The organism is Mucilaginibacter pocheonensis, assembly GCF_031456535.1.
In the GTDB taxonomy this organism is placed as follows: Bacteria; Bacteroidota; Bacteroidia; order Sphingobacteriales; family Sphingobacteriaceae; genus Mucilaginibacter; species Mucilaginibacter pocheonensis.
Genome location: NZ_JAVDUU010000004.1, coordinates 913,145 through 926,323 on the forward strand (window position 1 = coordinate 913,145; position 13,179 = coordinate 926,323).

Consider the following 13,179-nt stretch of genomic DNA (forward strand, 5'->3'; position numbering starts at 1 on the left):
ATTAATTTCGATAACACTTGCTTTTTATTCAACCGCAAATGACAAATCGAAACCCGCTTATTTTTAGCACATTATTTTTTATAATCTCCCTATTTACTTTCGATGTATATGCCCAAAATATCATACTCACAGATAATAATAAACCTTCCAACATCAGAGGGCTGTCAGTAGTCGATGATAAAACAGCGTGGATAAGCGGAAGTAAAGGTTATATAGCTACAACCAATGATGGCGGAAAAACCTGGATTTGGGAACAGGTAAAAGGACATGAAAAATCTGACTTCAGAGATATAGAGGCTTTTTCAGATAAAGAGGCTGTGATCATGAGTTCTGGTACGCCCGCATTGGTGTTAAAAACCACTAATGGAGGTAAAACCTGGGAGGAAAAATATCATAAAACCGATTCTGCCTATTTTTTTGATGCAATGGATTTCATTAATAACCAGCACGGCTATATTCTTGGTGATCCTATAAACAGCAAATTCTTTTTGTTAGAAACTAAAGATGGCGGCGAAACATGGACAAAGGTATCAAATCTTCCGGATGCCCTAACGGGTGAAGCATGCTTTGCCGCCAGTGGTACCTGTTTAAGAATAAGCAGTAAAAACCTGTTTATAGTCTCAGGGGGTAAAAATAGCAGAATGATTACATTTTCCATTTATAATAACATATGGAGTTATGCTGATTTGCCAATTATCCATAACAAAGCAAGCCAGGGAGCTTTCTCCATAGCAATTGGAAGGAGGCAAGGAATAATAGTGGGCGGCGATTATGAAAATGACCGAAAGACGGATTCTATCGCGGCGACATATCCAATACGTCCTTTTCCATTTTTTAATATTCCACAAAAGGGTCCTTCGGGATTTCAATCTTGCGTCGAACATATCAAAGGCGACGTATTTCTTTCTACAGGCACTTCTGGAAGCAATATCACCCACGATGGAGGCAAGACATGGACAAAGATCGATGAAGCAAGTTTTAATGTCTGCAGTAAAGCGAAGCGCGGAAAATTAGTTTTACTTGCAGGGAATGGTGGTAAAATCGCCATTTTTAAAATGTAGTATATTGGCTATGAATACCTTAAAAAAGACTTAAAAATTAATTCAAAAAAACGCTTGCACCTTATTTCAAATACTTCTATATTTGCACCACTTTAAACGGAAACGATAATTAAATCGAAAAAGTTAAAAGTTTGATTCCGTAGCTCAGCTGGTAGAGCATAACACTTTTAATGTTGGGGTCCTGGGTTCGAATCCCAGCGGGATCACTTAAAATCAGCATAATACCCTGTAAGTCAAAAACTTACAGGGTATTTTTTTGTACTGGTAAAACAATTGTTTTACCTATGTTGCAGCTTCAAAACCTATTTTTACTGGAATCGGCCAAGGGAACGTGCGATTTGAGGTAAAACATATCAAACAATGCCAAACCGTTCAGACCGAAATTTATTATCGGGAACTAATCAATGTTAATAAAGCTAAGAAGTAACCTTTCTCAACAATCGGTTGACGCTGCTCAATCTACTGGTCTTTATAAACGTTAACAAATCGGTTTATCCATTCGATAAAATTGATGAGTTAATAATTAACATGGTCGATAAGGATCACGGTGACTAAATTTATTAAAGTCGATCAACTCGGGCATGGCTACAAGCCTTTGCAAGAAATACATCCAATCTAAGAGGTAATGTGACAGTAATATGATATATCGCATACAATAAAGACCGCCTCACGAATATCATGAGGCGATCTGCTTTTCAGTCTGAATAACATCAAGAGTTAAAGCAATTCGGCCTTTATCGTTTTAACCGGATTACCCCTTTCCAAGGCATTATGCCCCTGCCATTGGCTCTGTTGTTGTTCTATAAGTTGTTCGGTTTGCCAAACCATTATTTTGGCTTCCAGCCGGGCCAGGCAAAGTTTTTTATTTCCTAATTGTGATCGCGTATCCATTGCCATTACCTGCAAGCCAGACGGCAAATGGGTTCCACGTACCGCAGTTTCTACCTTGTTTACGTTTTGCCCGCCCGGGCCGGATGAGCGGCAGGTTTCCAACTTTACATCCTTAACGTTCCATTGCATCAGTTCTTTCACATCAAAAGCAGCTACGCCAACAAACCAGTTTTTGCGCTTGTGGTATTTGCGATATGGACTTTGTGCTATCCATTGTACGGTTCCTATCCATTCTTTTACGAATGCATCCAGGTTATCGCCTTCAGCCAACATTGTGGCAGATAGTAAAGTGCCGTTTAATTCGCCGGCCTTATTTTCCAATACTTCAATTTGGATATCCTGCTGTTTGGCCTGTTTCATCATCTGGCTTTGCACGCAGGCTACAACCCGGCAGCATTCTGCCGGGCCTTTGCCTGAGGTTATCTGTATTATCATCTTTTTCATCACTACTTCTTATTCATTCTAACGATACGTGGATAAAACTTGCCTTGGATATCGACCAGATCGCTTTGCGCTGCTATTACGGTTTCGATATCTTTATAAGCCAAGGGGTTCTCTTCAACTGTGCCGCCAATTAGGGTAACGCCCGCATTGGTCAATAGCTTTTTCATTGCCGACACTGTCATACTGTCCTTAGCCTTTTGCCTGCTCATGGCCCGGCCAGCACCGTGGGATGCAGAATATAAAGCATCCGTGGTGCCTTTGCCAGATACCAGATAAGCCGGAGCAGTCATGCTCCCCGGGATAATTCCCAGCTCGCCTTTGTGCGCAGGTGTTGCACCCTTGCGATGGATGATCACATTCCGACCATCAGCCAGTTGATCCTTCCATGCAAAGTTGTGGTGGTTTTCTACCACGTGCAGCGCCTTTAAACTTAAAGCCTTTAACAGGTTAGCATGAATACGCTCGTGGCAGGCTTTGGCATAGTCGCCGGCCAAAGTCATAGTTAACCAGTATTCCTGGCCTGCCTCGCTATTCATATCCAGCCAGGCCAGTTGCTGTGCGTGTCGCGGAAGTTTACAAGTATTCATGGCTATCTGCGCGTAATGCCTTGCTATTGCCGAGCCTAATCCACGACTACCTGAATGCGTTAACAAAGCCGAGTACTTTTTAGCCGGTAAGCCTAAGGTATTATCAGCCAACAATTCAATCTCGCCAAATTCTACAAAATGGTTGCCGTTGCCCGATGTTCCTAATTGCCTTACGGCCTTACTTCGCAGCGGTTTCAGAAAAGGCATCTCATTAAACACCGTGCTATCCAGCACTTCGTGCTCCTGTCTTACATCCAAACCGCCTTCCATACCAAAATGGGTGTGGTTTTTTAATGCTTGTTTAATTTGGTATTCAAACCGTTTCAGGAAACCATCGCTTTCGTCAATAATCGATAGTGCCATGCGGCAGCCGATATCCATACCTACTGCATAGGGGATCACCGCGTTATCCGTAGCCAGCACACCACCAATAGGCAAACCAAAACCCATATGGGCATCGGGCATTAATGCACCTTGTACGCTTACAGGCAGCAGGTTAGCCAGCTCCATTTGCTTTTTGGCCGACTGCTCAATACCCTTGCCGCCATAGGTTTTACAACACACCGGCTGATCGCGCAGTTCAAACGTTTTAAACAAGGGCGCATCTGTTTTGCCGATCACCTTTTCGGCTATCTTGCTTGTCAATTCATCATCCAGAAATGCTCCCGGGTCGTTCTTAATACTCACCAGCAAATCAAGCAGTTGCTCCTTGCTGTGGTGTTTAAAATTTTTAGCGGCTATCCCAATCACCAGGCTTCGCAGCTGATCGTTATGGTAACCTATTTTACTTAAATCTTTTGTTCTTAAATTGCCCATGTGGCCTATGTTTCTAATTCCAGGTAAGCTTCTTTACCGGCATACCTGGGTATGTTCTTTAATTTGTTAATGTATTTGGCGCGCTCGTTAAACTCGTCCTTCCAACGATAACTCCGGCCACGGGTTAACAGGTTAATGCGTGGCCACAAGTGGTTGTTATCAATGTGAACATCTATATACGATAGCTCTCCTTCAATATCCGCGTCCATCATTTTAACATGCGTAACCATGTGTGGCATTATCTTAAGCATATATCGCCAGGGCTCGGCAAACACGTATTTAACCTCTGTATGGTAAGTTTTAACATCGAATGTTTCGATACGGGTAAAACAAACCTTTTCCTCTTCGGTTAATTTTATCCTGTTTATATCCCAGCTATGCTGCGAAAATTCACGTAGCATCTGCGCTTTTACTTGGTATACGTAACGTTGTTTACGTCGCTTTTTCCGTTTGAAAGATCTGTCCCGATGATATTCAACCGTATTGATTTTTGTTAACAACGCCTCATAAAAGTCCTTCCTTGGGCTATGCTTTACATCGTCCCGCAACACAAAGAATCGTTTCCAACCACGTTGATACGGATGTTCAAGCGCAACCATTGGCAAAAGCATTTTTTGCTTCCATAGTTCATCGCGCCGTTTGTCCAGTTGAATTAGTTGTTTATCACGATCTGTTTTAACGAGCCGACTTTTTTGCCGCGCCGATTTGATACAGCGCGGCCATTCATGTATGTCCATCGGACTTCCATTTAATTTTGTCTTGAAATGTTATTGGATCTCTATTTCGTCCTTGAGTAAGGATATACCCTTTTAAGAGCGCTCAACAAAACCCAATAAATTAATTCGGCAGGCAAAAACAATCAGCATGGCCACTAAAGTGACTTAACTTAATTCAATAAAAAGCATGGTGTTTGCCTGCCTAATGGGCAATGAGCGAAAGGGGTGATATGTAGCGTAGTTCTGTCATGATTCCTTGATATTTAAAAGATTAACAAATCAGGAATTAAATGCAAAAATAGAAAATTATATTGATCTATCTAAAAAAGAAAAGTTCAATCAGCTACAGATCTTATAAAATGGAAGTTGTTCCCGATAAAATAACAATCACCAATAATTAAAAGCTTCAGATCTGAATTCTCTAAATCCAGATTAGATTGTCCAAAAAAATAAGGCTCAGTACCTGCCCTTTGCAAACAATCATAATAAACATCTAATATTTTTTTAGGCCCTTTACTAAACATTCCAAAGCCAGAATTGCATAATTCTAAAAAATTATTTGCTCCATTAAAGAATTTGCCCAAAGGCAAAAAGTTACCGAACGACTTTTGATGAGTCACACATAGGTCAGCAAGCAAAGCTTCTGGATTGACGGTCTTTTTCTTCACATATAACTCGGTCCATATATTTTGAAATTCCCATAACAGAAAATGATGATCATAAAATTGAAAGTAAGAACCCAATTTTTTCGGATAAAACCTGCTGGTTTTATAGCCCTCAACAATCATTTGCCATTGTTGCTTTGTTTTTTCTTCATCACCTAAATGCAACACAAAATCAAATTGTAGCTTATCTTCAGAGAACGACAAATTCTTCTCAACCAACCAGCCTTCTTTCTCATAATCTAAACTCGCAAAAATCACTTCGAGCTCCCGAGGTAGTTTTAACTCTATTCTTCTATTCTCTTTTAACATCTTATTGAAGGAAGGTTATTAATAATCATACACATGCTCAATTGTCGCTACCATAATTCTCTATGGTTTTAGTTAGCTGCTCTTTAATCTGTTTAACCAGTATCCTCGGTCCCAACACCCTCATCTTTGCGCCAAACCCTAATAATTCCCGTTCTAACTCAAAGTTCAATATCACCCTGATGCTGAATATTTTCCCGGTTTCATCCTCACTTAATAGCTTTTGAGTATGATGCAATGGTTTGGTTATTACGTAAGGCGCATTAGCAGCATCAATCCAAAACACAACCTCACAATCACGTTGGTTCGGGCTTTTAGTTACTCCTAATACATCATTGTAGTAAGTGCTCAGGTTTAACTCCGTATTTTCACGGTAATCATCCGCGTGCTCTTCCACGGTTTGTATACGGTCTAAAGCCAGGGTCAGCAACGGCCCATGGCGCTGGTGCGACCGACCTAAAACAAACCAGCGGTTACGATATTCTTTCAATAAATATCCACTGAAGCAAAATGTACTTGCTTCTCGCGCTTTGAAAGACTGGTAAGTAACACAAAGCGTCCGCTTTGCAACAATGGCCTTGCGGATAACTTCAATCCACTCTAAACCCTTCAGGTTGTCATTTTTCTCGAAGTCAATTACAGGCGGACTATGTGTCTTTTGCGTATAGATCTTATCTTCCAGCTTACTTACCATTTCATTTAGGTCGCTGAAATGGTTGAAGCCTTTAAATTGCTTTAACAAACCCGAAACCTCATTTAATACCTGCATATCCTGCTGGTTAAGCGGACTGTTGGTTATGCTATAATTCTTATCGCCATAGGTGTAATACTTTTTATCAACCACCACTATCGGGGCTTCGTAACCCAGCTTATTGCTACGCATCATCTCCATATCAGCCTGTACAGTACGGCGGCTCACACCCGTATCAATCCCCTGGTATTCGTATAAGGCATCGCTGCAGGCTTCAATCAGATCGTCCAGCGTCCATTTTTTAAAGCGGTTTTGCAGGCATTGGTCAATAGTGCGATAGCGGATGAGCGCATTGCGGTTTACAGGCATTATTTGATTTCGGATTTGTGATGTTCGGTTTCGGATTTATTTTTTGATGAATTTATAAATTATTTTTTACTGCGCAAATACGCTGCGCACTTGATTTTTCTCTTTGTACTGTCGAAAGGCTAAACCTGTTCACAAACGCCCCCTCTCCCGATCCGGGGAGAGGGATTTTGGCCCGGAGACTTTAAATTGTTAAATTCATTACCGCAATAGATATGGAAAAGGAAAAAATAGGCAACAACGAGTTAAAGGCATTAGGCATTAATGATGTAGAAGTATTGGTAAACTTTAGTCGCGTTGCTAACGGCCTGCTAAAACACAATGTAATGCCTAAGCCCGAAATACTGGCCAATTTAGAAGCATTGATAGACGACCCTATACCCTACACCCTTAAAAAAGGCGGTAAGTTTAAAAACCTGGCCGAAGACGTAATTGCTATGCGTAAGCTGGGCAAGTTTGTAAAACAAGCCCGCACCAATTTTAAGCTGAAAGAAGAAATAGCCGACTTCCCGGTGTGGGGACTGGAAAACATTGAAGTGGGTGCTTTAGCGCAAATGCGTACAGCAGTACAATTACCCATTGCTGTTGCCGGAGCCTTAATGCCCGATGCGCATCAGGGTTACGGCCTGCCTATTGGCGGTGTATTGGCTACCACGGCAAATACCATTATCCCCTTTGCTGTTGGGGTGGATATTGCTTGTAGGATGTGTTTAAGCATTTTCGAGCTGCCTGCCGAAGCCATTGATACTGAAACCGACAAGCTGAAGAATATATTGGTTGATAACACCTACTTTGGTATGGGTTGCACCGCAAAGTCTTATTTTGATAGCTCGTTGTTTGATAGTAAGACCTGGGGCGAAACTAAGATTATCCGTGGGTTAAAGGATAAAGCTTACGCGCAATTAGGTACCAGCGGCACCGGTAACCACTTTGTGGAATGGGGTGAATTAACTATTGCCGACGGTACTTTAAATGATATCCCGGCGGGTAAATATTTGGCATTGCTTTCTCATTCCGGCTCACGTGGGTTTGGCGGTACCATTGCCGACCACTATAGCCGCATAGCCATGACCAAAACCAAACTCCCTGCCGAAGCCAAACATTTGGCCTGGTTAGACCTGGATAAAGACGAAGGCCAGGAATACTGGATTGCCATGAACCTGGCCGGCGAATACGCCAGCGCCAACCACCACGAGATCCATAACAAAATTGCCCGTGCCTTAGGTGTTAAACCAATCAGCATGATTGAGAACCACCACAATTTTGCCTGGAAAGAGCAACTGGCCGATGGTACCGAAGTAATGGTGCACCGTAAAGGCGCAACGCCGGCAGGTGAAGGTGTGTTAGGCATCATCCCCGGCAGCATGAGTACACCCGGCTTTTTAGTACGTGGCAAAGGCGATGCGACCAGCATTAACTCGGCCAGTCATGGTGCGGGCAGGGCCATGAGCCGCAGCGCGGCCTTTAAGACATTGGACAAAGCCGCCATTGCCGCCAATTTGGTTGATAAACGCATTACCCTGATGGGCAGCGATGTGGACGAAGCCCCAATGGCCTATAAAGATATCCATACCGTAATGGCGGCGCAGCATGACTTGGTGGAAGTGTTAGCCAAGTTTGAGCCGAGGATAGTGAGGATGGCGGATGCGAGGGAGAAGCCGGAAGATTGAGGTAATTGCTTTACTAAATATTTAATAATCAACACTTTTTCTTACATTTATTCAAACCTAATTATATGGCCTTACCGGAACAATATTTAATGACCCCAAAGAATTTAAATTCATTTTTGAACTCTTTGCTCAATGCCCAGCCACCAGCAAAATTCACTACCAAATTCCTTGAGCAACTTGAATTTAAAAGCACTAATGATAGATTGTTAATTGGCGTATTGAAAGCTTTAGGATTTATAGATTCAAATGGTACTCCGCAAGAAAAGTATTTCAAATTTATAGATCAAACACAATCAAAGCAAATCTTAGCTGAAGCTATAAAAGATGCCTATTCCGACCTATTTAATGTAAATTTAAAAGCGAATGAGATGTCTGAAAGTGAGGTTAAAAACAAATTAAAAACTTTATTACAAGGCACTAAATCCGATAAAGTATTATCTCTGATGGCCAGTACATTTAAAGCTTTGTGTAATTATGCGGATTTCAGCTCTGTGAAAAGCAATGAAGTTGTATCATTTGAAAAAAAGAATTATCAAAATGACAGTTCCGATTCTGAAGATCATAAGACTCGGCATGAGCTAATTCAAAAAAACATCACAACGGAAATGCATTATAATATTCAAATTCATTTACCGGAAACAAGAGATATAACAGTCTACGATGCTATTTTCAAAAGTTTAAAGGAACATTTACTATGAAAACGGATCCATTATACTCTTTTGTTTTTAGAGGTATCTTAACAGAAGAAGCTCTTGATAAAACTGAACGAATAAAAAAATCTAAGGCTAGAGATGAGACATTTATTGAAATTCATAATAGTTTAGGGATAGATGAATTAGATGAAGAATTAGTTGTAAATGCACAAAAAATGGCAATAGTTTACACTGCTATATGTGCATTCGAAAATACAATTAGAGCTTTTGTCAGTAAAAAACTTTTAGAAACAAAAGGTGAAAATTGGTGGACTATTGCCGTATCGGAAAAAATAAGACAGAAAGCGGAAAGTAGGCGTCTGGAGGAAAGTAAAATACGTTGGCATACGCCAAGAGGCGATACTATTATTAATTATACTGAATTTGGCGATTTAATTTCAATTATAAGAAATAATATAACTGAATTTGAGCCACATATAAACTCTATAGAATGGGCCGAACAAATCATTAAAACATTAGAGCGATCAAGGAACGTTATTATGCATAGTGGGGAGTTAGTCAATCATGATATAGAAAGAATCGGAATGTACATTCGAGATTGGATAAATCAGGTTGGTTAATATTTATTATTAAAAAAAATCAACCGACATTTTAAATCACATAATTTTATTGGCAATATGTCTTCGGCTTCTATCTTGTATTACCCATCCATTGAATTTGCCTCATATGAGTGGGTGAAGTCGAGCCTACTGCTTTGGGATTATGTATACCGTATTGTACCTGAAAACTACGAAACTCACGATTCCCCCGCTGTTCGTAGACTATGTCTACGAATAACCTATGCCAGTAGTCTGCGACTACAGATTTCAATGCCAATCATGCCCGCAAAATCTACATTGTTTTGCTTGAGGTGTTTAGCTTATGGTTAGTGTCCCCAGTTGCCACAAGCGCAACGCTTGTGCCCCCTCACTGGTCCGAGCTTCCAACTTGGACTTAAAACATATTAAGCTTTCGGCTTACTAATCCACACTACACCACCTCCATCTTGCTATACAGTTGCTTTTTGAAGAACGAGATATTGTTTACAGGAATATATTAACGACGTTAGATAGCACAGAACAAAAACCGTTGTTGGAATAATAAAAGCACCATAATTAAACATGTTAAGGGGCACCGTATTTAAACGGCCAATGATGGGAATGGTTAAAAGTATAAAACACGAAAAATCGGCAAGCAGAATTTTCCGCGTCCTCGCTTTATTCCAATTTCGGAAAATAAGTATCAATCCTAGTACTGCCATAAGGGCAAGTACTTGATTTATATTACCAAAATCAAAAATAGTAAAGGCAAGCCAAAGCAGAAAAGGTAATCCTATTATTTGTCCTTTCAATATGATTACAAAATAAGCTATAATAGAAATTGCCCGATAACTTTTTAGGTATTTCATTTTGTGATTAAATATACAAACTCCTCCCCGCTGCTACAAGCGTCACGCTTGTGCCTCTCCCGCTGGTCCGAGCTTCCTACTTGGACTTAAAACATATTAAGCTTTCAGCTTAGCCATTCAACAGATTGCCCTCGTCTCATGGCGCACGCGTCCGTGCGTGACGTTATTAAAATAGCATTTCACTATAAAGAAGTCCCGCTATGACTCGCATATCCAGCAAAAGCTCGCGTTCACAGATGTTCACGGGTTAAGTCAATTTTTAATATCATATTTTTCGTATATAACTCATAATCAAGCGATAACAAATCTAGGTAATATTATACCTTATTTTATATATCGTTGATAATCAGGTGTTCATGTTTGTTCACGGTGTTCACGCCGTGAACGTGAACACGTTAACTGGTTTACTGGCCAAAGAATTTTGTGCAATTGGCAACCGTTTCGTGTAGTGTCGCCTTACAGCCAGTTATTGAGGAAAATGGGCAATCCCGACTGTTCGATAAGATAAAGCCACACCCTTGAAATCGGGAGTGATCATTATTCACTACCAGGTTGTGAAAGGGTAGTGATTATTTCGGCATTAGATGCGAAATCTCTAAAAACAAAATAAAATGTCAGCAAAAAAATATTACTCGCCCAGTTTGACCTGCATCATGTACTCTTTAACAAGGTCATAGATGATATAAGTGAAGATGAATCAAATAAAATTATCGCTCAGCCGATGAATAGTATTAAATGGCTTGCCGGGCACTTGCTTTGGGCGCAGTATAACTTAGCCATTACAGGTGGTGTGGAGATATACTTGCCGTGGCGCGATCACTTTTATACCAATGCCGGCGCCACCGATGCCGACCGCAACGCCGGCACAAGCGAGATGCCCACGCTTCAGATGATCAGAGATAAGTGGAATGAAGATACCCCTCAAATAAGGGCCGGCCTTGAAGCACTTCCCGACGAGGCCTTAAATGCTGTGACTAACGCTAAGCACCCTATTTCCCCTTTTGATAATACCCTGGGCGGAAAATGGGCATTTACAAACCATCATCAGGCTTATACCATAGGCCAAATAGGAATATTAAGAAGGGGTTTAGGCAAAGACGGAATGAAATATTTTGGTTAGAGATTTTAAACCTTGCTGTTATTTGTTCCCTTTTGTAGCCGGTCAGCAAGAGAACAGGACAACAAATTTGTTGTCCTGTTCTTGGTTATTGCCTGCTTTGTTTATTATTAATAGCCGGTATTTTGCTTCAGGTTAGCATTTTTTTCTATTTGTGTTCTTGGTATTGGAAACAGTATCCTGTTTATATTATTGGTTGCCGCATGAGACAGCCATGACTTTTTGGTGAAAGCCCCAAATCTGATCATATCGGTACGCCTGTGCCCTTCCTGATCAAACTCCCAGCCCAGCTCATCTAAAAACCTGCCATACTGAATATCAGCACCACCCTCAGTGGTATGTTGATTATTTACATTATCCTGAAGACCATATGCATATGAACTACCTTGTTGTAACTGCGCTCCGGTAACAGTAGCCTTAGCGGGGTTTGAGGCAAAATCACGTTGTCTTACCTGGGTAACAATAACAGCAGCCTCATCTGCCTTCCCGGTACGCAGCAGACACTCAGCTTTCATCATCAATACATCAGCATAGCGGAAAACCGGATAATCATTACTTAACCTGTTGGTTGCCCCCATTTTTATTTCAAATTTACCTAAACGAAAACCATGCACAGATTCTCCTTTTTCAAGTCCGGGCAGTTCATTAACAAAGTTTAATGGTTTACCGGTAAAATCGCCCTGGGCAACATAAAGCATCTGACCAGCCGAAGTATATTGCTGACCCTTTATCCAGTTGTTCTGGTATCGGGCATCACTTTGATCAAAGGTATTTATAAACTGAGGGATTGCACATATACCGCCCCATGGGGTGTTTTTAAGATTATAGGTAGCCTGGTTTTCCTGTTGCAGTGTTTGCATGTGCAGATCAAAGGCATTCCAATTGTTGGTATAATCCTCATCCATAGGTAATGCGAAAATAATCTCCTTTGAGTTTTGATTTTCTGTTACAAATACATTTTTCTGGGCAGGCTCCAGCATATACCCTGCCCCTGAATTTATAACAGCGTCGCAGGCAGCAATACATTCGGTCCATTTAGGTGTCCCAGTGTAAACACCAGCATTCAGGTGCATTTTGGCAAGAAGTGTATAAGCAGCCCATTTATTAAACTTTCCGTAAGTGGCTACATTATTTTCGGCACTTAACAATGGTATATTGTCAGTAAGTTCCTTAACAATAAAATCATATACTTCGGTGCGGGTATTTTGTTTAGGTAAAAAACCAGCCGGAAGGTCAAACTTTGTTACGATAGGAACATTACCATAAAAATCGCACAAAATTGCGTAGTATGATGCCCGCAGCACTTTCAACTCGGCCAGGGTTGCTTCTTTCCCAGTAGTAATCGGGATAAGGCCCGACTCTATCTGATAAATGATCCGGTTGCAATTGGTAATACCTGCATAGGTTCTTGACCAGGTTTGATTAACCACATCATCATCGGTGGTCCAGGTATGCTTGTGCAATCTTTGATAAACGCCATCGTCAAACCATCCCCAGGGCCGTTTAGGTATAACCAGCTGATCGCCTGTAACTTCTTGCGCACGCCAAAGGCCATTCCAATCGAGCAATATAAAACGCCATTGAGAATATCCTGCTCCCACCAAGGCGGCAAGATCAGCCTGGGTTGGATTAAATTTGGTGGATATAATGGCCGTATATGGTGTATCTTTTAATTTAGTACAGGCGGTTATACTTATTACAGCAACAAATACCGCAATAATGAAATATATTTTTTGAAACTTTTTCATT

General features: G+C 41.0%; 11 protein-coding genes and 1 tRNA gene. 6 read left to right on the forward strand and 6 right to left on the reverse strand.

Annotated features, from left to right (window positions below):
• Positions 1-38: 38 nt before the first annotated feature.
• Complete coding sequence (locus tag J2W55_RS22220) at positions 39-1,061, forward strand: YCF48-related protein (protein ID WP_310101341.1); 1,023 nt, start codon at positions 39-41, stop codon at positions 1,059-1,061.
• A gap of 133 nt (positions 1,062-1,194) precedes the next feature.
• Positions 1,195-1,267: transfer RNA gene (locus tag J2W55_RS22225), tRNA-Lys, on the forward strand.
• A gap of 511 nt (positions 1,268-1,778) precedes the next feature.
• Here J2W55_RS22225 and prfH read toward each other — a convergent pair.
• From prfH to J2W55_RS22250, 5 genes are all read right to left on the reverse strand, one after another.
• Positions 1,779-2,396, reverse strand: a complete 618-nt coding sequence (gene prfH, locus J2W55_RS22230) for a peptide chain release factor H (protein ID WP_310101343.1) — start codon at positions 2,394-2,396, stop codon at positions 1,779-1,781.
• 2 nt (positions 2,397-2,398) lie between these two features.
• On the reverse strand, positions 2,399-3,799 hold the full coding sequence (locus J2W55_RS22235; protein ID WP_310101346.1) for an RtcB family protein: 1,401 nt from the start codon (positions 3,797-3,799) through the stop codon (positions 2,399-2,401).
• Between the two features lie 5 nt (positions 3,800-3,804).
• Entirely contained in the window at positions 3,805-4,536 is a 732-nt protein-coding gene (locus J2W55_RS22240) for a hypothetical protein (protein ID WP_310101349.1), read from the reverse strand.
• A 314-nt stretch (positions 4,537-4,850) separates the two neighbouring features.
• A complete protein-coding gene (locus J2W55_RS22245; protein WP_310101352.1) occupies positions 4,851-5,489 on the reverse strand; it encodes a hypothetical protein in 639 nt (212 codons plus the stop codon).
• Between the two features lie 37 nt (positions 5,490-5,526).
• Entirely contained in the window at positions 5,527-6,546 is a 1,020-nt protein-coding gene (locus J2W55_RS22250) for a helix-turn-helix transcriptional regulator (protein ID WP_310101355.1), read from the reverse strand.
• Positions 6,547-6,758: 212 nt separating this feature from the next.
• On the opposite strand from J2W55_RS22250, the gene J2W55_RS22255 reads away from it, so the two are divergent.
• From J2W55_RS22255 to J2W55_RS22270, 4 genes are all read left to right on the forward strand, one after another.
• On the forward strand, positions 6,759-8,213 hold the full coding sequence (locus tag J2W55_RS22255) for an RtcB family protein (RefSeq protein WP_310101358.1): 1,455 nt from the start codon (positions 6,759-6,761) through the stop codon (positions 8,211-8,213).
• Between the two features lie 65 nt (positions 8,214-8,278).
• The gene (locus J2W55_RS22260) at positions 8,279-8,911 is read left to right on the forward strand and encodes a DUF5343 domain-containing protein (protein WP_310101361.1); all 633 of its coding nucleotides are present in this window, start codon (positions 8,279-8,281) and stop codon (positions 8,909-8,911) included.
• Positions 8,908-9,486, forward strand: coding sequence for a Swt1 family HEPN domain-containing protein (locus tag J2W55_RS22265; RefSeq protein WP_310101365.1), 579 nt, complete (start codon positions 8,908-8,910; stop codon positions 9,484-9,486). The genes J2W55_RS22260 and J2W55_RS22265 overlap by 4 nt, the downstream gene beginning before the upstream one ends.
• Positions 9,487-10,959: 1,473 nt before the next feature.
• The gene (locus tag J2W55_RS22270) at positions 10,960-11,433 is read left to right on the forward strand and encodes a DinB family protein (RefSeq protein ID WP_310101848.1); all 474 of its coding nucleotides are present in this window, start codon (positions 10,960-10,962) and stop codon (positions 11,431-11,433) included.
• Between the two features lie 107 nt (positions 11,434-11,540).
• Here the strand turns inward: J2W55_RS22270 and J2W55_RS22275 are convergent, their stop codons facing one another.
• Positions 11,541-13,178 carry a RagB/SusD family nutrient uptake outer membrane protein gene (locus J2W55_RS22275; protein ID WP_310101368.1) on the reverse strand — a complete coding sequence of 546 codons (1,638 nt, stop codon included), beginning with the start codon at positions 13,176-13,178 and terminating at the stop codon, positions 11,541-11,543.
• Position 13,179: the final 1 nt, after the last annotated feature.